General features: G+C 67.9%; 17 protein-coding genes. 4 read left to right on the top strand and 13 right to left on the bottom strand.

Translation table 11 applies throughout. The features are described 5' to 3' along the window. Positions 1-31: 31 nt before the first annotated feature. The 3 genes from ACIRGA_RS01855 (at position 32) to ACIRGA_RS01845 (ending at position 5814) form a co-directional block, all read left to right on the top strand. Positions 32-3409, top strand: a complete 3378-nt coding sequence (locus ACIRGA_RS01855) for a pyruvate carboxylase (protein ID WP_400935642.1) — start codon at positions 32-34, stop codon at positions 3407-3409. Between the two features lie 98 nt (positions 3410-3507). Continuing rightward, a complete protein-coding gene (locus tag ACIRGA_RS01850) occupies positions 3508-4299 on the top strand; it encodes an arginase family protein (RefSeq protein ID WP_400935640.1) in 792 nt (263 codons plus the stop codon). Between the two features lie 231 nt (positions 4300-4530). Then, positions 4531-5814 carry a PucR family transcriptional regulator gene (locus ACIRGA_RS01845; protein WP_400935638.1) on the top strand — a complete coding sequence of 428 codons (1284 nt, stop codon included), beginning with the start codon at positions 4531-4533 and terminating at the stop codon, positions 5812-5814. 9 nt (positions 5815-5823) lie between these two features. Here the strand turns inward: ACIRGA_RS01845 and ACIRGA_RS01840 are convergent, their stop codons facing one another. Then, positions 5824-7200, bottom strand: coding sequence for a DUF6801 domain-containing protein (locus tag ACIRGA_RS01840; RefSeq protein WP_400935636.1), 1377 nt, complete (start codon positions 7198-7200; stop codon positions 5824-5826). A gap of 73 nt (positions 7201-7273) precedes the next feature. Beyond that, on the bottom strand, positions 7274-7900 hold the full coding sequence (locus tag ACIRGA_RS01835) for a DUF6801 domain-containing protein (protein ID WP_400935634.1): 627 nt from the start codon (positions 7898-7900) through the stop codon (positions 7274-7276). 345 nt (positions 7901-8245) lie between these two features. Between ACIRGA_RS01835 and ACIRGA_RS01830 the strand changes: the two genes are divergently transcribed. Beyond that, positions 8246-9160 carry an RCC1 domain-containing protein gene (locus tag ACIRGA_RS01830; RefSeq protein WP_400935632.1) on the top strand — a complete coding sequence of 305 codons (915 nt, stop codon included), beginning with the start codon at positions 8246-8248 and terminating at the stop codon, positions 9158-9160. Positions 9161-9223: 63 nt separating this feature from the next. Here ACIRGA_RS01830 and ACIRGA_RS01825 read toward each other — a convergent pair whose 3' ends face one another. Genes ACIRGA_RS01825 through ACIRGA_RS01775 form a run of 11 tightly spaced genes read right to left on the bottom strand, consistent with a single transcriptional unit; the run spans position 9224 to position 19123 of the window. After that, positions 9224-9880: a hypothetical protein gene (locus tag ACIRGA_RS01825; RefSeq protein WP_400935630.1), complete on the bottom strand. Its 657-nt coding sequence runs from the start codon at positions 9878-9880 to the stop codon at positions 9224-9226. A gap of 39 nt (positions 9881-9919) precedes the next feature. Continuing rightward, complete coding sequence (locus ACIRGA_RS01820; protein ID WP_400935628.1) at positions 9920-10498, bottom strand: hypothetical protein; 579 nt, start codon at positions 10496-10498, stop codon at positions 9920-9922. After that, positions 10495-10998: a hypothetical protein gene (locus ACIRGA_RS01815; protein ID WP_400935626.1), complete on the bottom strand. Its 504-nt coding sequence runs from the start codon at positions 10996-10998 to the stop codon at positions 10495-10497. Before ACIRGA_RS01815 ends, ACIRGA_RS01820 begins: the two co-directional genes overlap by 4 nt. Then, entirely contained in the window at positions 10983-12176 is a 1194-nt protein-coding gene (locus tag ACIRGA_RS01810; RefSeq protein WP_400935624.1) for an MCE family protein, read from the bottom strand. The genes ACIRGA_RS01815 and ACIRGA_RS01810 overlap by 16 nt, the downstream gene beginning before the upstream one ends. Continuing rightward, positions 12176-13231 carry an MCE family protein gene (locus tag ACIRGA_RS01805; protein ID WP_400935623.1) on the bottom strand — a complete coding sequence of 352 codons (1056 nt, stop codon included), beginning with the start codon at positions 13229-13231 and terminating at the stop codon, positions 12176-12178. The genes ACIRGA_RS01810 and ACIRGA_RS01805 overlap by 1 nt, the downstream gene beginning before the upstream one ends. Beyond that, complete coding sequence (locus ACIRGA_RS01800; RefSeq protein ID WP_400935621.1) at positions 13231-14223, bottom strand: MCE family protein; 993 nt, start codon at positions 14221-14223, stop codon at positions 13231-13233. Before ACIRGA_RS01800 ends, ACIRGA_RS01805 begins: the two co-directional genes overlap by 1 nt. After that, positions 14220-15209 (bottom strand): MCE family protein, encoded by a 990-nt coding sequence (locus ACIRGA_RS01795; protein WP_400935619.1) that lies wholly within the window; start codon positions 15207-15209, stop codon positions 14220-14222. The genes ACIRGA_RS01800 and ACIRGA_RS01795 overlap by 4 nt, the downstream gene beginning before the upstream one ends. Next, entirely contained in the window at positions 15206-16213 is a 1008-nt protein-coding gene (locus ACIRGA_RS01790; protein WP_400935618.1) for an MCE family protein, read from the bottom strand. Before ACIRGA_RS01790 ends, ACIRGA_RS01795 begins: the two co-directional genes overlap by 4 nt. Continuing rightward, positions 16210-17469 (bottom strand): MCE family protein, encoded by a 1260-nt coding sequence (locus ACIRGA_RS01785; RefSeq protein ID WP_400935616.1) that lies wholly within the window; start codon positions 17467-17469, stop codon positions 16210-16212. Before ACIRGA_RS01785 ends, ACIRGA_RS01790 begins: the two co-directional genes overlap by 4 nt. Continuing rightward, positions 17466-18329 carry an ABC transporter permease gene (locus ACIRGA_RS01780; RefSeq protein WP_034320451.1) on the bottom strand — a complete coding sequence of 288 codons (864 nt, stop codon included), beginning with the start codon at positions 18327-18329 and terminating at the stop codon, positions 17466-17468. The genes ACIRGA_RS01785 and ACIRGA_RS01780 overlap by 4 nt, the downstream gene beginning before the upstream one ends. Further along, positions 18329-19123, bottom strand: a complete 795-nt coding sequence (locus ACIRGA_RS01775) for an ABC transporter permease (RefSeq protein ID WP_020630757.1) — start codon at positions 19121-19123, stop codon at positions 18329-18331. The genes ACIRGA_RS01780 and ACIRGA_RS01775 overlap by 1 nt, the downstream gene beginning before the upstream one ends. Positions 19124-19572: the final 449 nt, after the last annotated feature.

Here is a 19572-nt window from a genome sequence, read left to right as displayed (position 1 = left end):
ACCTACCGATCCGATGATGGGAAGGACCGGCATGTTCCGCAAGGTACTGGTCGCCAACCGGGGTGAGATCGCCATCCGCGCGTTCCGCGCCGGATTCGAGCTCGGCGCGGGCACGGTGGCTGTGTTCCCGCACGAAGACCGCAATTCGCTCCACCGGCTGAAGGCCGACGAGGCCTATGAGATCGGCGAACCCGGTCACCCGGTGCGGGCCTATCTGTCGGTCGAGGAGATCGTCGCGGCCGCCAAGAAGGCGGGCGCGGACGCCGTTTACCCCGGCTACGGCTTCCTCTCCGAGAATCCGGACCTCGCGCGCGCGTGCGAGGACGAAGGCATCACCTTCGTCGGGCCGAGCGCGGACATCCTCGAACTGACCGGTAACAAGGCCCGCGCGGTCAAGGCCGCTCGCGAGGCCGGCGTACCGGTGCTGGGTTCCTCCGAGCCGTCCTCCGACGTCGACGCGCTGATCGCCGCCGCCGAGGAGATCGGCTTCCCGGTCTTCGTCAAGGCCGTCGCCGGCGGTGGCGGGCGCGGTATGCGCCGCGTCCTGGAGCCCGCGCAGCTGCGCGAGTCCATCGAGGCCGCCGCGCGCGAGGCCGAGTCGGCCTTCGGCGACCCGACGGTGTTCATCGAGAAGGCCGTCGTCGAGCCGCGCCACATCGAGGTCCAGATCCTCGCCGACGGCGAGGGCAACGTGATCCACCTCTTCGAACGCGACTGTTCGGTCCAGCGGCGGCATCAGAAGGTCGTCGAGCTGGCGCCTGCGCCGAACCTGCCGTCGGAGCTGCGCGACCGGATCTGCTCCGACGCGGTGAAGTTCGCCCGCCAGATCGGCTACCGCAACGCCGGCACCGTCGAGTTCCTGCTCGACCGGGACGGTAACCACGTGTTCATCGAGATGAACCCGCGGATCCAGGTCGAGCACACGGTGACCGAGGAGGTCACCGACGTCGACCTCGTCCAGTCGCAGCTGCGCATCGCCTCCGGCGAGACGCTCGAGGACCTCGGGCTGTCGCAGGACAAGGTGTACCTGCGCGGTGCCGCCCTGCAATGCCGCATCACCACCGAGGATCCCGCCAACGGCTTCCGTCCGGACACCGGGATGATCAGCGCGTACCGCTCGCCCGGCGGTTCCGGTATCCGCCTCGACGGCGGGACGGCGTTCTCCGGCACCGAGATCAGCGCGCATTTCGACTCGCTGCTGGTGAAGCTCACCTGTCGCGGCCGCGACTTCAAGACCGCCGTCGGCCGCGCCCGCCGCGCGGTCGCCGAGTTCCGGATCCGCGGTGTGGCCACGAACATCCCGTTCCTGCAGGCCGTCCTCGACGACCCCGACTTCCGCGAAGGCCGCGTCACGACGTCGTTCATCGAGGAGCGCCCGCATCTGCTCACCGCGCGCCATTCGGCCGACCGCGGGACCAGGCTGCTGACCTACCTCGCCGACAAGACGGTCAACAAACCGCACGGCGAGCGGCCGCGCACCCTCGACCCGCAGGTCAAACTGCCGAAGCTGCCCAAGGGCCTCGAACCGGCGCCCGGCTCGAAGCAGAAGCTCACCGAACTGGGCCCGGAGGGCTTCGCCCGCTGGCTGCGGGAGTCGCCGACCATCGGCGTCACCGACACCACCTTCCGCGACGCGCACCAGTCGCTGCTCGCCACCCGCGTGCGGACGAAGGATCTGCTCGCCGTCGCGCCGATCGTCGCGAGGACCACGCCGCAGCTGCTTTCGCTGGAGTGCTGGGGCGGCGCGACCTACGACGTCGCGCTGCGGTTCCTCGCCGAAGACCCGTGGGAGCGGCTGGCGAAGCTGCGGGAAGCGGTGCCGAACATCTGCCTGCAGATGTTGCTGCGCGGCCGCAACACCGTCGGCTACACGCCGTACCCCACCGAGGTGACCCACGCCTTCGTCGAGGAGGCGACGGCGACCGGTATCGACATCTTCCGGATCTTCGACGCCCTCAACGACGTCGAGCAGATGCGCCCGGCGATCGAAGCCGTCCGCGAGACCGGATCCGCCGTCGCCGAGGTGGCGCTCTGCTACACCTCGGACCTGTCGGACCCGGCCGAGAAGCTGTACACGCTGGACTACTACCTCAAGCTGGCGGAGCAGATCGTCGGCGCGGGCGCGCACGTCCTCGCCATCAAGGACATGGCGGGCCTGCTGCGGGCGCCGGCGGCGGTGCGGCTGGTTTCCGCGCTGCGCAAGGAATTCGACCTGCCGGTGCACATCCACACGCATGACACCGCGGGTGGCCAGCTGGCGACGTACCTCGCCGCGATCCAGGCCGGGGCGGACGCCGTCGACGGTGCCGTCGCGTCCATGGCCGGCACGACGTCGCAGCCGTCGCTTTCGGCGCTCGTCGCCGCCACCGACCACTCGGACCGGCCGACCGGGCTGGATCTGCAGGCGATCGGCGATCTCGAGCCGTACTGGGAGAGCGTGCGCAAGATCTACGCGCCGTTCGAGGCGGGGCTCTCGTCGCCGACCGGGCGGGTGTACCACCACGAGATCCCGGGCGGTCAGCTGTCGAACCTGCGCACGCAGGCGATCTCACTCGGCCTCGGCGAGCGGTTCGAGGACATCGAGGCGATGTACGCGGCCGCGGACAAGATCCTCGGGCATCTGGTCAAGGTCACGCCTTCGTCCAAAGTGGTCGGTGACCTCGCGCTGCACCTCGTCGGCGCGGGTGTCTCGCCGTCGGATTTCGAGGCGGAGCCGAACAAGTTCGACATCCCCGACTCGGTGATCGGCTTCCTGCGCGGCGAACTGGGCGACCCGCCCGGCGGCTGGCCGGAACCGTTCCGCACCAAGGCCCTCGAAGGCCGCGCGCAGCCGAAGCCGGTGCAGGAACTGTCCGAAGAGGACCACAAGGGGCTCGCCGAGAACCGGCGCGCGACGCTGAACCGGCTGCTGTTCCCCGGGCCCACCAAGGACTTCGAGGCGCACCGCGAGCAGTACGGTGACACGTCCGTCCTGCCTTCCAAGGACTTCTTCTACGGTCTGCGGCCGGGCGAAGAATACTCGGTCGACCTGGAACAGGGTGTCCGGCTGCTGATCGAGCTGGAGGCCATCGGCGAGGCCGACGAACGCGGCCTGCGCACGGTGATGTCCACGCTCAACGGCCAGCTGCGCCCGATCCAGGTGCGCGACACCGCGATCGCGTCGGACATCCCGGCGACGGAGAAGGCCGCCAAGGGCGACCCGAAGCAGATCGCCGCGCCGTTCGCGGGCGTGGTCACGCTGCAGGTGTCGGAGGGCGACGAGGTCGAGGCCGGTGCCACAGTCGCGACCATCGAGGCGATGAAGATGGAGGCGTCGATCACTGCGTCCACCGGCGGCAAGGTGTCGCGGCGCGCGATCAACGCCGTCCAGCAGGTGGAAGGCGGAGACCTGCTGCTTGTCCTGGAGTAGCGCCTCCCGCGTTTCGTCCTCTGAATGCGGTACTTGCGTGTGCAAGTACCGCATTCAGAGGACTCATTGCGGTATGAGGGTGCGCTAATCTCCACCGGGTGCTGATCAACGCCGTACCCCAGTTCCAGGGCGCCTTGACCGAGCGAGCGCCGGAGTTGCCCGAAGGCTGCGTCGCGCTCGCCGAGCTCGCGGGCCACGTGCTGGGCGTGCCGGTGCACCACATCCGGCAGACGCGCGAGACCTCACCCGCGATCGACGGTATCGCCAACCGCGCGGTGCTCACCGGCGCGAACCGGGCCGCGCAGCTCGCCGCGCTGGAGGCGCCGGGCGGGCCGGTGCTCACCATCGGCGGGGACTGCGGCGTCGAGCTGATCCCGATCGGCGTCGCGCGCTACCGCTTCGGGCCCGGGCTCGGCGTCGCCTGGTTCGACGCGCATTCCGACCTCAACACCGCGGAGACGTCGCCGTCGGGCGCGTTCCACGGCATGGTGCTGCGGTCGCTGCTCGGCGAGGGCGACCCGGAGTTCGCCGCGAACCCGCCGGTGGAACCCGGACGCGTCGTCCTCGCGGGAACGAGGGCCTTCGACGACGCGGAGCGCGCCGTCGTCGAGCGCGGGCTCGTCCTCGAGACCGATCTCGAGTCGGGCCTGGCCGGCGCGGACAAGATCTACATCCACCTCGATCTCGACGTGCTCGACCCGGCGGAGTTCGACGGGCTGAACTATCCGGAGCCCGGCGGCTTGACGATCGAGCGTCTGGTGGCGATGCTTCGCGGCCTGAGCGATTTCGAGGTCGTCGGCGCGGGGATCACCGAATGCGCCGGCACCGAGGTCCGCGTGCTGGCTCCCGTGCTCGAAGTACTCGGTGAATTGCTCACCGGAAAGCAGTGACGCAGAGTCACGGTCGCATTCACTTCGGCCGTTCGTACGTACCGTGCGAGGCGTTTGCCGGGCACTTGTCATCAAAATTCAGGGCTGCTCCGTGATTTTGTCACGATGGTGACAAGAAATCGGTTTCTTCTGCGAAAGGTGACACATTCACGAGCGACTTCGCGATGTGTTCGTTGTCACCCCACGACGATCGTGGGATGTCAGGACGCTGGGCGGAGCAAAGGAGCTGCGATGTCGGTGGAGCGCGGAATCGAACACGCTGCGCAGCCCCCTGCGGCACTTCCTCGCAAGCTCGCCGACATTTTGCGACCGGAACTCGGCAGCCTCGCCAACGAGATCGTCGACGAGATCCGCGCGACCATCCCCGCGTACGCGCGCCCGCTCGACGGGCCGTACGGCAAATCGATCCGCGCCGGCGTCGAATACGCGATCACGTTGTTCGTCGCCCAGATCGCGGATCCCACCGTCTCCAAGGAACAGTCGCACGAGGTCCACCATCGGCTGGGGCAGAACGAGATGCGGGAAGGCCGCAGCCTCGACACCCTCCAGTCCGCCTACCGGGTCGGCGCCCGGGTCTCGTGGCGGCGCATCATGCGCGTCGGCCGCCGCAGCGGCCTCTCGTCCGCGGTGATGTCGCAACTGGCCGACGCGATGCTCGCGTTCATGGACGAATTGGCGTCCGTCGCGCTGGACGGGTACCTCGAAGCGAAGGCGCGCACCGCCGGCGCGTTGGACACGTGGCGCCGCAAACTGCTGCACCTGGTGTTGGAGACACCGCCCGCGCCGTCGAAGGCGATCGCGGAACTCGCGCAGCTCACCGGCTGGACGGTACCCGAACGCGCGACACCGGTGGTGCTGCACCCGATCGGCGACACCGTCAGACCCCGGCGGCACAACGCGGTGGATTCGGACGTCCTCGCCGAACTCGACTGCGCTGAGCCGCGTCTGCTCGTCCCCGGCGAGATCTCGATCGCCCGACTGGCCACTTTGCAGGCCGCGCTGCCGGAGTACCGGCTGTCGATCGGCCCGTGCCGTCCGCTGGAGTCCGTCGCCGATTCCTTGCGCTGGGCACGCGAAGCCCTGCTCCTTTCCGAGCGGGGCATCATCCAGGCCCGCCGCGTGATCCGCGCCGAAGAGCATCTCGCCACCCTGCTCGTGAACGCCGACGCCGCGCTGACCTGTCAGCTGCGCGATCGCCTGTTCGCCCCGCTCGCCGAGATGACCGGGAAACAGCGGGAACGGCTGCTCGAAACGCTTCGCGCGTGGCTCGACAGCCAGGGCAACGTCGTCGACATCGCCGAGCGGCTCCAGGTACACCCGCAGACCGTGCGGTACCGCATGCGTCAGCTGCAGGCGACCTTCGGCGAGCACCTGCGCGACCCGGGGGCGCGATTCGAGATGGAACTCGCGCTGCGGGCCGGGGTCGGTCGTTCCGCGGGGCCCGAAGGCTATGCGTTTCCGGAGGTGCTGCCGTCGCCGCGCAAGAGTCCACAGTGGACGCCGAGCGGGTCCTAGGGATACGCGTCAGCGGCGCGCCACCGGCGGATCCACATTGGGGCACTTGCGCTCGGGGTCCCACGGCAACCCGACCTGGTTGACCCCGACGCAGGCCTGGTTCCCCGGCCCCGAAGCCATCCCGGTCAACAGCGAGTCGAGATCCTCCTTCGCGCCGCAGCCCGAGAACGGGGGCAGCGTGAAGTCCCGATAGGCGGGATCCGTCCACTTCGGATCGGTGCGTACGACGCCACCGGTGAACATCCCGTACTTCTCCCCGCGGAGATTGATCTTGATCGGCTCGGCGGTGAGGCAGTTGTCGCCGACGTCGAGGCCGACGCCGTTGATGGTGACCCCGCTCAGTTTCCCGTAGACCTTGAGCGGGGTGAGGACGGTCGAACTGCCCTCCGGCTCCGGGATCGAAACGCCGTCGACGTCGATGATGTGATTGCCGGTCGCGTAGTCCTCCGGCAGCAGTTCCATGGTCGCGGTGATCGGGACGAAGCCGAAACCGAGGAAGCCGATCTTGCTCGGCGGCATGATGACGGAGCCGGTGATCTTGCCGGGCCCCTCGGTGTTCTCCAGGTCGACGTGCCACACCGCGTTGACCATGAACGCGGGCTTCAGCCGGGCGAAGGCGCCGAGCTTCGTGATGGACGACGTGCCCTGCAGTTCGAACGGCTGCAACGCGATGGGGTAGAGGGCGTCGGCGTGGACGTCGTCCGCGGCCCGCGCGTCGGCACCGGGTTTCTTCTGCTCACCGGGCTTGCCGGACTGGGGCTTGGGTTTTCCGAGCGGCAGGAGCGCGACACTGCCGAGCAGCGTGTTCTGGTCCGGTGCCTGGGTGCAGGTGATCGGTTTGAGTGGCGTCTCCGCGGCGGTCAGCGCGAGCGACGGCGCGCCCGTGCTCAGCCGCAGTTCGGACGGCACCTTCAGGAGGATGTCGGGGACCGTGCCCGTCGCGACCAGCTTCAGTTCGCCGGTGGCGGGCACCTTCGTCGCCGGGATCGTCAGGGAGACCGTGAGCGGGGTCTTCTTGTCCCCGTTCGCGGCCGTGAGTTCGACGGTCGCGCCACCCGTGACCTCGGTGACGGCGCCGAGCGCCCCTTCGCCGATCGTGAAGGTCAGCGAGAAGTCCTTGATCTGAACGGGTTTCCCGGTCTGGACCACCTTCGGCAGCGTCGCCTGGACATCCATGGTGACCGGTCGTTCCCCGGCCGGATCCGGGAAGACGCAGGTGTTCGTGAGGCTCTGGTGCGCGGACGTGGCGCCCTGTAACGGCGCCGGCGGCGGGGTGGCCGGATCGGTCGCGGCCGAAGAGGACAGTGCGCCGCTCACCCCCGCGAGCAGGATGACGCCCGCCAGAACGGGAAACCTCCCGAGTGCCCGGCGAACCTGCTGCGTCATGGGTGTTCCTCTCGTGCCTTGCGCGGATGGAGACCGTGCGGGGCGGGCGTCCCCGCCCCGCACGGGTGGTTCATCAGGTGATCGGGATCGCCGGGCTGAACGCGCGGTTCTGCGCCGGGTTGGTGTTCTTCACGGTGCAGTTGAAGTTCCACGTCGTCCAGCTGCCGTCCTTCTTGTGGAAGTCCAGCGGCGCGTTGATCGTGGTGCCGAGCGAAGCGGTCGCCGAACCCGGCGTGCCCGCCGTGAACGTCGGGACGACGGTGCCCGCGTCCTGGACGATGTTGAACGTCCGCGGCCCCGGGACGTACGGGTTGATCTGCGTCGGAACGTCCAGGTTCGCCACCGTCGCCGAAGCCGGGGAGGCGTTGGTGACCGTGACCGGCATGTTCGCCTTGCCGCGCACGCCGTCGTAGTTGGCGGCGTTGAGCAGCGCGTTGATGGTGGCGTTGATGGTGGCGGAGCCCCCGACGGACGCCGGGGTGAAGGTGCCGCCGGCGGCGACCGAGTCCGGTCCGGTGAAGTTCGCCTTCACGTCCAGCTGCTGCTGGCCGATGCCGGGGAAGTTGCACATGTACGCGACCGTGCCGGTGGCGTAGGTGGTCGCGGCGGCGGCGGTGCCGGCGGTGAGCACGGCGACGGCGCCGAACACGATGCCGGTGGTGGCGACGCCGGCTGACAACTTGCCAAGTCTGCGGGACATACCTGTCATCTCCTTTGATCCAGTTTACGTCTCGGGCGGCTTTCCCCATGCGCCTTTCGGCGGATTTTTCTGATCAAATATGCTCGACTCGAGCGGCTTTCTCGGTGGTGGGGTAAACCGAGGTTACCCGCGAGTTATGTACGTAACAAGGATTCATGTCGACATGTTTCGGAGTGGGTGAGAAGCCCGTTCTTTCTTGTCAGCGCGCGCTGAATGCGATTATGAAGTTTGTCCGGGGATGACAAAGAGGCGGCCGGTCGGCGGAACCGGGTTAACATTCCGCGCATGTCTTCCGAGAATCGACGCATCCGATCACGACGGGTAGCGGGCGTCGCGATTACCGTAATGATCGCAACGGTTTCCCTTTCCGGTACGGCGGGTGCCGCGCCGACCGGCGAAGCGCGGCCATGGGGGAGCAACGACTACGGGCAGGGGACCATACCGGCCTCGGCACTCGGCGCCACCGCGGTCTCCGCGGGCGCGATCACCCATCTCGCGCTCAAGGACGGCGGGGTGATCGCCTGGGGGAACGACAGCTACGGCCAGCTGGCCGTTCCGGCCGCGGCCACGTCCGGCGTCTCGGCGATCGCCGCCGGCTGGGCGCACGAACTCGCGCTGAAGAACGGCGGCGTTCTCGCCTGGGGTAACGGCTTCTACGGTCAGAACGTGGTACCGGCGGCCGCGACGTCGGGGGTCACGGCGATCTCCACCAGCGCGTACTTCAACCTGGCGCTCAAAACGAACGGCAGCGTGCTGAGCTGGGGTTCGCGGACGGCCGTTCCCGCGACGGTTTCCTCCGGGGTCACCGCGATCTCGGCGGGCGGCGACCACGGGCTCGCGCTCAAGAACGGCGGCGTCGTCGCCTGGGGCAGCAACGGGAAGGGGCAGATCACCGTGCCCGCGGCGGCCACCTCGGGGGTGTCGGCGATCTCGGCCGGTTTCCGGCACAGCATCGCGCTGAAGAACGGCGGCGTCATCGCCTGGGGCGACAACTTCTACGGCCAGGCCACGGTTCCGCCGGAGGCGCAGTCCGGCGTGGTCGCCATCGACGCCGGTTTCAACCACAACGTCGCGCTGAAGGCCGACGGCAGCGTCTTCGCCTGGGGCAGCAACGTGAAGTCGGAAAGCCGTGACACCAGCACGGAACCGCCGACGGACTTCTGGAAGTTCTCCGGCGTATGCGCGCCGGTTTACGCTGTTTCCGCAGGTGACAGCACCGGCGTCGCGCTCGTGGACCCGACGGCTCCGTACTTCTGTTGACGTTCCGTGAAGGCCTCCTTGAGGGACCCAGAGTCCCTCAAGGAGGCCTTCACGGACTTGGACTCAGAGGTTGGACTTCATGCTCAGGTTGATCGTGTTGTCCGGCCCGGAGATCAACGCCCCGAGCGCGAGGTCGTTGATGAAGCAGTCCTTGAACTCGGGGATGGTGAACACGCCCGACGACGGGATCGTCTCCGCGAACAGGTCGACGTTCTTAGACACCAGGGTCAGGTCGAGCGGTTTGACGGTCTTGCAGGCGTTCGGCACCGTCGGGAGCGGGATGACCGGCCAGAACAGGCCGACCACGATGTTGTCGATCAGCATGTTCGCCTGCGAGTGCGTGGTCAGGTCGCCGTTGGCCAGCGTGCCGGTGACCGGGCCGGTCGGCTCGATCCGCACGCGGGCCTTGATCTTGAAGACGCCCGAGACCAGCGAGATGTTCGCGGTCGAGGGCGGCAGGGAAAGGTTTCCCCGGATGCCGACGTTGTCACCGTCGATCACCAGGGCACCGTTGAGCTGGCCGGGGCCGAGATCGAGAGAGCCGCCGGTCTTCTTGACCACGGTCTTCCCGGTGACGGTGTAGGACACCGGGATCTCCACCGGATCGTCCGCGAGCGCGGGGCTCGCGGCGAGGCCGCCCGCCACGGCGATCGCGGACGTGAGCGCGACGACCGTGCCGAGACGGCGACGGGCGGTTTTCGGGCGCGTTCGACCGAACATGGGATTCTCCTCGTTTTCTCTCCTGGTTTACAAAGCGGATCACCGAGGGACGAGATCGGTGATGACCCAGTTGTCGCCTTCGCGTTCCGCGGTGATCGAAAGCTGCGCCGCGGCCGCCGTCGAAGAATTGTTGTCGGCCCGGACGGCCGCTTGATCGAGGAATACCAGTAGCCTCGCTTTACCGCCGCCGAGTTCCTGGACGGCGGATGAGGAGACACGGGTGGTGAGGACGAGTTTCTGCGCCGGCGCCTTTTCCCTCACTTGGGCGAACAATCGGTTGTAGGACTCCAGCGCCTTTCCTCTGAGTACCGAAGCCGCCGCCTTTTCGGTGACGTCGGTCCGGTCGTAGGAATAGGAGAAGATCTTGTCGAGCGCCACCGTCACCGCGGAGTTCACCTCGGCCGTCGCGCCGACGTCGGTGAGCGCGGTGTTGGCCGCCGACGGCGCCGCCGAGATCGACCTCGCCTCCAGCGTGAACCAGACCCCGGCCGCCACCAGCACGGCCGCCGCGACCAGCAGGATCAGGGGCAGTTTCGGCAGGCGGGACGGCTTTTCGGTGACCTCTTCTTCGACGACTTCGGTCTCGGCGTCGGTATCGGTGTCGGCGGTGGCGGTCATCGCGCACCCACCGGCAGCTGGTCGAGCGCGCTGAGCTTCCAGCCCTCGTCCGTCCTGGTCAGCCCGGCGGCGAACCGGTTGCGCTTCGTGGTCGGTGCCGCACCTTCCTTCGCCATCGTGATCTCCACCGAAGCCAGCATCTTGGCCGTTCCCGCGTGGTCGTCCAGCTCGCTGATCGCCGCGTCGAGCACCTTGCCCGTCGAGACCGTCGCGTCCTTGGTGAGCGTCTGCCGCGTCGCGTCGTCGGTCTTGCCCAGCTGATCACGCAGCGGACCGGTCGACGCGGCGAGCCAGTCGGCGATGCCCTGGTCGACCCGGTGATGATCGAGGCTCGTCAGCCGGGCGACGAGTTCGCGTCCGGACTTCAGCGCTTCGTCGCGGGAGTTGCCGTAGGACACGGCCTCGGAAGCCGTCGCGGTGAACCAGGTGTACCCGGCCCATCCCGCGAACGCGCAGGCCGCGGCGAACACCGCGATCGCGATCTTCAGTTTCGCAGCCACAACATCTCCTCGAGGCTGGTGGACGTCGGCTGGCCGTCGGCGCCGAAGCCGCCTGGGATCGCGGCGGGCGGGACGCCGCCCTTCGGCGCGTTCTGCGAGCCGCGGACCGAGCTCGCGTTGCCCCGTTCGAGCGTGCACGCGGCGCTGGTGTTGAACGGCAGCGCCGAGAGCTCCGCGCTGTTGCGGACCTTCGTGCCCTCATAGCCCTTGGTGCACGGCATCGGATCGAAGAAGGTCAGGACCAGCCCGATCTTCCCGGACTGCTCGTCGACGGCCGCGTCGACCGCGGACACCGCCTTCGGGGTGTTGACCAGCAATTGCCGGAGGCCGTCGGTGCGCGCCGAGAACACGTGCGACGTGGTGAGCAGGTTCGCCAGCAGGATCGGCAGGCCCGGCTCGTTGTCCCGCAACAGCCCGGAGAGCTGTGTCGCGGCCCCGGGCGCCGTCGCGATCAGCCGTCGCAGGTCACCGTCCGAACGGGACAGCTGCTCGGCGAACTGCTTGGCGTTACCGCTGAACTGCCGCCAGGCCTGCGACGAGTCGACCTGGGTCTTCAACACGGTCGAGCCGTCGGTGATCAGCTTTTCCGTCTGCGGCAGGTGATCCGACGCCTGTTTCGTGAAGTCGGTGGTGGAATCCAGAAGCACCTGAAGGTTCGCGCCGGAACCGCGCAGGGCGTTGTCGAGTTCGTCGACCACGGTCCGCAGGTCCTCGGTCGGCACGGACGCGGTCAGCGAGTCCAGATCGGTCAGCAGATGCTGCACCGGCAGCGGGACACTCGTCGCCTCGCGCGGGATGACCGAACCTTCGGCGAGGAACGGCCCGTCGCCGGTCCTCGGCTGCAGGTCGACGTACTGCTCGCCGACCGCGGACCGGTTCGCCACGACCGCCCGTGAGTTCGCGGGGATCGGTGGCGCGCCGTCGTCGATCAGCAGATCCGCTTCCATCCCGCCGTCGGTGAGCCGCAGTTCGCCGACCCGGCCGACGGCGACGCCGCGGTAGGTCACCTCGCCGTTGGTGAACAGGCCCCCGCCGTCGGTCAGCGCGAGCTTCACGGTGTACCCGCTCGCGCCGAAGAGCCGGCCCAGCCCGGCGTAGCTGGCCCCGACGAACGCCGTCGTCGCCAGCGCGAGGATGACGAACGCGATCACCTGGAGCCGGACACGGGTGGTGAGCATCAGCTACCTCCGGAGGACGGCAGCGGCAAGGTCGGGAGCCCCGGCGGGACACCTTCGCCCGGAGGCGGGAGGTCGACGCCCGGTGCGGGGATCATCGTGGCGTAGACGTTGAGGTAGTCGCCCTTGATCCCGTCGCGGACGGCGTCGGTGAACGGGAACGTCGGCAGGATCTCCAGCGACTTCGGCAGGCTCTCACCGGCGTCGGCCAGCCGTTTGAGGATCGGCGCGAGCGCGGTGAGGTCCGCGACGAGGTCGGCGCGGCTCTTCTTGATCACGTCGACGCCGACGCCGGAGAGCCGATCCAGCGACTGCAGCATCGAGACGAGCTGGGTGCGCTGATCGGAGAGGCTCTTGAGGCCGGGGGTGAGATCCGTGAGCGCGCCCTCGACCTGCTTCTTCCGGTTCGCCAGGGTGGCCGAGAGCTGGTTCAGCCCGTCGAGCGCCGAGGTGATCTCGGAACGGTGGGAGTCCAGATTGGACACCAGTTTCTCCACAGTGGACAAAAAGGAGCGGATCTCTTCCTCGTTGCCGTTCATCACCTTCGACAGCTCGCGGTTGATGGTCTGCAGCTGGCCGATCCCGCCGCCGTTGAGCAGCAGGGACAGCGCGCCGAAGACCTCCTCGAACTCCGGGTTGCGGTTCGTGTTCGCGACGGGGATCACCGCGCCGTGGCCCAGCCTCCCCTCGGCCTTCGCCGCGCTCGGGGCGAGCTCGATGAACTTCTCGCCGAGCAGGCTGGACTGCCGCAGCCGCGCGATGGCGTTGGCGGGCAGGTGGACGTCGCCGTTGACCGCCAGGACGGTCTCCGCCGTCCAGCCGTCTTCGCCGAGCTTGATCGTCTCGACGCGGCCGACCGGCACATCGCCGACCTTCACCGCGGCCTGGGGCACCAGGTCGAGCACGTCGGCGAACTGCACGGTCACCCGGTACGGATGGTCGCCGATGTCCGCGCCGCCGGGCAGCGGCAGGTCGTAGACGCCCTTGAAATCCGAAGAACAGGAGGTGAGCGCGACACAGCACGCGGCGAGTACGGCGATCGCTCGTTTCGTGGCCATCAGCGCCCCCCGGTGTAGGTGTCGCCGGCGACGGGCAGCGGGAGCGGCGCGTATTCGAGCATGTTGCCGCGGCTTTGCAGCTTGCCGGTCTTCGGGTCGACGGCTTCGAGCACGTTCGTCACCGCCAGCGGGATGGTGTCGAGGGTTTCGGCCAGCGCGGCGCGTTTGTCGACCAGCGTCCCGGTTGTCACCGCGAGCTTGTCCACATTGGACTTGATCAGCGCGCGGTTGTCCTTGATGAACTGCTGGATCTCCGCCAGCGCACCGCCGAGACCGGTGAGCGCGCGGGCGAGTTCGTCCTTGTTCGCGGCCAGCGTCCCGGTCACCGAGGCCAGCTGCTTGTTGACCTCGCTGACGTTCCGGTCGTTGGTCGCCAGCATCGAGGTGAACCGCTGCAGCTCGTCGACGGTGGCGAACAGGTTCTGCGAGTTCCCGGACAGGGTCCTGGCGAGGTCGGCGAAGTTGCGCACCGACTCGTTGAACGGTTTGCCGTTGCCCTGCAGGTTCTTCGCGCCGGTGCGCAGCAGGTCCGAAAGCGCGCCGTCGGCGTTCGCCCCCTTGGGGCCGAGCGCTTTGGCGAGCGTGTCGAGGCTGGCGTAGAGCTGGTCGAGTTCGACCGGGGTGCCGGTGCGCTCGACCGGGATCACGGCGCCGTCGTCCAGCCGGTTCCCGGCACGGGTGAGCTTGGTGAACTGGACGTACCGGTCCGCCACCACACTCGGCGCCACGACCAGGACGTTCGTGTCGGCGGCGATCGGCGTCGCGCCGTCGACCGTCAGCACGACCTTGACCTGTTCCCCCTCTGGGGCCACCGATTCCACCTGGCCGACCCGGACGCCGAGCACGCGGACGTCCGATCCACTGTAGACACCGACGGCGCGTGAGAAGTACACGGTGACCCGGTCGAGCCCGTTGCCGGAGAAGATCCACCAGAGACCGCCGACGACGGCCAGCGCGAGCACGAGCGCGAGGGTGACGAACCTGCTGATCACCGGCGGCCTCCCGGGATCTTCGGGGTGCAGGGGTCCCGGTTCTCCGGGACGAGGCCGCACAGGTAGCTGTCCACCCAGCGCCCGTTGCCCAGCGAGTTGTTCACCACGCGGAAGTACGGCGCGGCGAGGTCCAGGCTCTTGGCGAGATTGTCGTTCTGCCGCTGCAGGATGTCGGTCACCTCTCCGAGCTGTCTGAGCGCTCCGCCGAGCTGGTCCTTGTTGTCCTTCACCAGCCCCGAAAGCTGGGTGGCGAGCTCCTGCGAGCCGGTCAGCAGGTCGTGGATCGCCTGCCGCCGGTTGTCCAGTTCGGTCAGCAGGAGATTGCCGTTCGAGAGGAGCTTGGCGAAGTCGTCGTTCGAGTTCGCGAGCGTCGTGGTGAGACCATGCGCGTTGGACAGCAGGCTGGCGAGCTCACTGTCCCTTGAGGACACGGTCTTCGACAGGGACGTCAGCCCGTCGAGCGCCTTCTTGATGTGCTCGGGCGAGTTCTTGAACGTGTCGGACAGCGTCGTGAAGCTTTCCGCGAGCTGATCGGTGTCGATGGCGCCCGCGGTGTCGGCCAGCCCGTTGAAGGCCTCGGTGACGTCGTAGGGCGTCACGGTCCTGGTGCGCGGGATGACCTGCTTCGGGTTCTGCACCGTCTCGCCGGTCGGGCGCAGCGCGAGGAACTTCCGGCCCAGCAAGGTCTTGATCTTGATCTCGGCGGCGGTCCTGTCGCCGACCCAGGCGTCCTTGACCCGGAAGCTGACCACCACGTGGTCTTCGGCGAGCCGCACGTCGCTCACTTCGCCGACCTTGATCCCGGCGATGCGGACTTCGTCGTCGGCCTGCAACCCGGCCGCTTCGGAGAATTCGGCCTGGTAGGTGGTTCCGGAGCCGATGATCGGGAGGTTCTCGTAGTTGAGCGTCGCGGTCAGCACGGCGGCCGCGACGGCGCTGCCGACGAGACCGACGACGATCGGGTTCCGTTCCTTGAAGGGTTTCACGACGTGCACCTCTCCGCCGTCGCCGGGACCCCGCGGGGAGGCGTGGTCTTGAGGACGGCCGAGCACAGGTAGAAGTTCATCCACGATCCGTAGGAGCTGATCCGCCCCAGTTCGTTCAGCTTCCCCGGAAGGACGGTGAGGAAGTTGTCGACCTCGGCCTTGCCTGTGTCGGTCGTCAGCTGACCGGAAAGCAGGCCGAGGCCTTCGATGCTGTCCTTGAGCGGTTTCCTGCCCTGTTCGAGCAGGCCGGCCGTGGCGGTGGTGAGCTCCGCGAGGCCCGAGACGGCCTCCCCGATTTCGGTGCGGTCGCCGGCGAGGCCCGTCACCAGCTCCTTCAGCGTGGAGACCAAAGTGGACAGTGCGTCGCCCTTGCCGTTGATGCTCTTCAGCACCGTGTCCAGGTTCGTGATCACCTCGCCGATCACCTTGTCGCGGCCGGCGAGCGTGGTGGTCAGCGAACCGGTGTGCGCCAGCAGGCTTTCCACCGTGCCGCCTTCACCCTGCAGCACCTGGACGATCTCGCCGGAAAGCTGGTTGACGTCCTTCGGGGACAACGCCTGGAACAGCGGTTTGAAGCCGTTGAACAGTTCCGTGAGATCCAGCGCGGGTGTCGTGCGCTCCAGCGGGATCTCCGCGCCGGGCTCCAGGAGCTCGCGGGTGCCCTTGCCGCGTTCGAGGGCGATGTAGCGCTGGCCGACCATGTTGCGGTACTTGATCACCGCGCTGACGTCGGCGGGCAGCCTGCGCTGGGAGTCGAGGGAGAACCGGACGCGGGCCAGGCTGTGGTCGGCGATCTCGAGTTCCTCGATCTGGCCGACCCGCACCCCGGAGATCCGGACGTCGTCGCCGACGTTCAGCGACGTCGCGTCGAGGAATTTGGCGCTGTAGGCGTTCGTGTCGCCGAGGCCGGTGTTCGTGATGGACACCGCCAGCAGCACCGTGGCCAGCGTCGTGATGACGACGAAGATCAGCCCCTTGATCAGGGGACTCACGAAGTTCCTCATCGCAGGGTCACCTCCGTGCCCCGGTAGAGCGGGCCGACCAGCACGCTGCCCCAGGCGGGGACCTCGTTGGCCGGGACGCCGATCGAAGGGGCGACCAGTGTGGAGATCAGTTCGCGTTCCTGCGGTGAGTTCGGCAGGCCGAGGTCGCCCTGCACCCCGGGCACCGCGACGCTGCCCGCCGCTGCGATTCCGGGGCCTATCAGGCCGTTGGACGGATAACAGCGCGGTTCACCGGTGGCGTTGTAGACCGGATCGTCCTTGCCCGGTACGTATTTGCCCCGGGGCTGGGTGACGACGATCTCCGCGTGCAGGCCGGGTTCGTCGGTTCCGGCGCCCAGCACCTTGTCCATCTGCGGCTTCAGTTTGGCGAGCGCGTCGAGCGTGCAGGCGAAACTCGGCGAGTACTTCGCGGCGACCTCCAGCGGTGCCCGGCTGTCGGCGGCGAGCGCGATGATGTTGGCGCGGTTGTTGGCGAGGAACGTCGTGACCTGCTGGGAAGACGACGTCACCTGCTGGTACACCGACGCCAGCTCGGCCCGTTTCTCCTTCACCGTGTCGAGGGTGACGGCCGAGGTGCTCAGCGCGTCGAGCAGATCCGGCGCGATGTCGCCGTACAGCTTGGAAACTTCCGCGAGGTCGCGGATGTTGTCGTTCAGCGCCGGAAGGTTCGGGTTGAACTCCTTCAGATACGCGGCCGCGGTGGCGAGCGTGTCGCCGATCTGGTCGCCGCGGCCTTCCAGCGCGGTGGCGACGGTGGTCAGCGTGGTCGCGAGTTTCTGCGGCTGGACGGCCTTGAGCAGCGGCAACAGATTGTCGAAGACCCGCTCCAGTTCGATCGCGTTGGCCGACCGGTCCTGCGTGATCACGTCACCCGAACTCAAGGGTCCGGCCTTCGTGCCGTCCGGAATGGACAGTTGCACGTACCGCTCGCCGAACAGCGTCTTCGGCACGAGCAACGCGGACACGTTCTTGGGCAGCTGGGAGACCTTCCCGGGCTCCATGGCCAGGTCGATCTCCGCGCCGCCCGGCGTCGCGCGGACGTCGCGGATCTCACCGACCACCACGCCGCGCGCCTTGACCTGCCCGCCCGTGCGCAACTGGTTGCCGACCCGGTCCGCCTGCAGCGTCACCGGCACGGAGTCGACGAAATCCTTCCGGTAGATCTTGATCGACAGCAGCACGAGGGCGGACATCACCACGAGGAACAGCACCCCGGCCGTCCTGACCCCGGCTTTGCGCAGCCCGCGCCGGCTCATCCGGCCACCTGCACCGTCGTGGTCGCGCCCCAGATCGCGAGGCTGAGGAAGAAGTCGAGCACGCTGACCGCCACGATCGCGGTCCGCACGCCGCGGCCGACAGCGACCCCTACGCCCGCCGGGCCGCCGCTCGCGCGGAAACCGTAGTAACAGTGGGCGAGCACGATCACGACGCTGAACACCAGCACCTTGCCGAACGACCAGAGCACGTCGCCCGGCGGCAGGAACAGCAGGAAGTAGTGGTCGTAGGTACCCGCGGACTGGCCGTAGAACCAGACGGTGATCTGGCGCGACGCGAGATACGAGGTCAGCAGGCCGATCGCGTACAACGGGATGACCGCGAGGAAACCGGCGATGATCCGGGTGGTCACCAGGTACGGGACGCTGGGGATGCCCATCACTTCGAGCGCGTCGATCTCCTCGGAGATGCGCATCGCGCCGAGCTGCGCGGTGAAACCGCAGCCGACGGTGGCCGACAAGGCGAGCCCGGCCACGAGCGGCGCGATCTCGCGGGTGTTGAAGTACGCGGAAACGAACCCGGCGAACGCCGACGTGCCGACCTGGTTGAGCGCCGAGTACCCCTGGAGCCCGACGACCGTGCCGGTGAACACGGTCATCCCGATCATCACGCCGATCGTGCCGCCGATGACCGCGAGCGCGCCGCTGCCGAAGCTGACTTCGGCCAGCAGGCGGGTGATCTCACGCAGATAGCGGCGCACCGCGCGCGGCACCCAGGCGAGAGCCTTGAGAAAGAAGAGGATCTGGTCGCCGAGCGTGTCCAGGAACCCGAACCGGCGATCGACGGCTTCGCGGACCCGCGTCGCGCGGGTGCTTGTGGGGGGCGGTGTCGTCGTGACCATCAGCTGCCCTTCGCCGGGACGAGCTGCAGGTAAAGCGTCGTCAGCACGAGGTTCAACAGGAACAGGAGGAGGAACGTGATGACCACGGATTGGTTCACCGCGTCACCGACGCCTTTCGGGCCGCCTTTCGGATTGAGCCCGCGATAAGACGCGACGATCGCCGCGACGAAACCGAAGATGACCGCCTTGATCTCACTGATCCAGAGGTCCGGAAGCTGCGCGAGAGCGGAGAAACTGGCCAGATACGCACCCGGTGTCCCGTTCTGCATGATGACGTTGAAGAAATAACCGCCGAGGACGCCGACCACGCTGACCATTCCGTTGAGGAATGCGGCGACCCCCATCGCGGCGAGCACACGCGGCACGATCAGGCGCTGGATCGGGGAGACCCCGAGCACCTCCATCGCGTCGATCTCCTCGCGGATCGTGCGCGACCCGAGGTCCGCGCACATCGCCGATCCGCCGGCGCCCGCGATCAGCAACGCGGTCACGATCGGGCTGGCCTGCTGGATGATCGCCAGCACACTGGCCGCGCCGGTGAAGGATTGCGCGCCGATCTGCGCGGTCAGCGAGCCGATGTGCAGCGCGATCACCGCGCCGAACGGGATCGCGACCAGCGCCGTCGGCAGGATCGACACACTCGCGATGAACCAGAACTGCTGGATCAGCTCGCGCGCCTGGAACGGCCGCCGGAAGGTCAGGCGGACGACGTCGAGGCCGAGTGAGTAAAGCCTGCCGGTCTCCCGGATCGCACCCGCGCCGGGGAATGAGGGTGCGTTAGTCCGGACGCCCACGCCGACCCTCCCGTTTTCCGGGCACGGTCAATACACCCCAGCTTGCGCAATTCCTTTGCTCCGAATGGCGGAACGGAATCGTTGAATAGGATCAACGGGGTGTTACCGTGCTGTTTGCTACTGGTCGGTACGCTAATCACGCGCCTGCCTGGTGACAAGAACTTCGGTGTGATCAAGACGTCACGTCCTGGTAACCGGTGAATTCTTGTCTTTTTCTGACAAAGGCGAGCGGGGATCTTGTCCGTTCTTTCGTGCTCGGCGGCGCACTGGTCCATTCGTGGCGCGGCGCGCGGGTGTCGCTTGTCCGTGAAGGCCTCCTTGAGGGACCCAGAGTCCCTCAAGGAGGCCTTCACGGAACGGGCCTGGGGTTGCCGAGTGGCCAAGGAAGTCCGTGAAGGCCTCCTTCCCTACCCTCAAGGTAGGCAAGGAGGCCTTCACGGCACACCGGA

Origin of the sequence: Amycolatopsis sp. NPDC102389 (genome assembly GCF_044765885.1) — a bacterium.
Classification (GTDB): domain Bacteria; phylum Actinomycetota; class Actinomycetes; order Mycobacteriales; family Pseudonocardiaceae; genus Amycolatopsis.
The sequence above is the reverse complement of the archived record's forward strand: the minus strand, read 5'-3'. Positions and strand labels throughout refer to the sequence as shown.

What these genes read in the sequence shown, in the direction of transcription:
- ACIRGA_RS01855 (WP_400935642.1), top strand. Translation starts at nt 32, where the DNA reads ATGTTCCGCAAGGTACTGGTCGCCAACCGGGGTGAGATCGCCATCCGC.
- ACIRGA_RS01845 (WP_400935638.1), top strand. Translation starts at nt 4,531, where the DNA reads ATGTCGGTGGAGCGCGGAATCGAACACGCTGCGCAGCCCCCTGCGGCA.
- ACIRGA_RS01840 (WP_400935636.1), bottom strand. Translation starts at nt 7,200, where the DNA reads ATGACGCAGCAGGTTCGCCGGGCACTCGGGAGGTTTCCCGTTCTGGCG.
- ACIRGA_RS01835 (WP_400935634.1), bottom strand. Translation starts at nt 7,900, where the DNA reads ATGTCCCGCAGACTTGGCAAGTTGTCAGCCGGCGTCGCCACCACCGGC.
- ACIRGA_RS01830 (WP_400935632.1), top strand. Translation starts at nt 8,246, where the DNA reads ATGATCGCAACGGTTTCCCTTTCCGGTACGGCGGGTGCCGCGCCGACC.
- ACIRGA_RS01825 (WP_400935630.1), bottom strand. Translation starts at nt 9,880, where the DNA reads ATGTTCGGTCGAACGCGCCCGAAAACCGCCCGTCGCCGTCTCGGCACG.
- ACIRGA_RS01820 (WP_400935628.1), bottom strand. Translation starts at nt 10,498, where the DNA reads ATGACCGCCACCGCCGACACCGATACCGACGCCGAGACCGAAGTCGTC.
- ACIRGA_RS01810 (WP_400935624.1), bottom strand. Translation starts at nt 12,176, where the DNA reads ATGCTCACCACCCGTGTCCGGCTCCAGGTGATCGCGTTCGTCATCCTC.
- ACIRGA_RS01805 (WP_400935623.1), bottom strand. Translation starts at nt 13,231, where the DNA reads ATGGCCACGAAACGAGCGATCGCCGTACTCGCCGCGTGCTGTGTCGCG.
- ACIRGA_RS01790 (WP_400935618.1), bottom strand. Translation starts at nt 16,213, where the DNA reads ATGAGGAACTTCGTGAGTCCCCTGATCAAGGGGCTGATCTTCGTCGTC.
- ACIRGA_RS01785 (WP_400935616.1), bottom strand. Translation starts at nt 17,469, where the DNA reads ATGAGCCGGCGCGGGCTGCGCAAAGCCGGGGTCAGGACGGCCGGGGTG.
- ACIRGA_RS01780 (WP_034320451.1), bottom strand. Translation starts at nt 18,329, where the DNA reads ATGGTCACGACGACACCGCCCCCCACAAGCACCCGCGCGACGCGGGTC.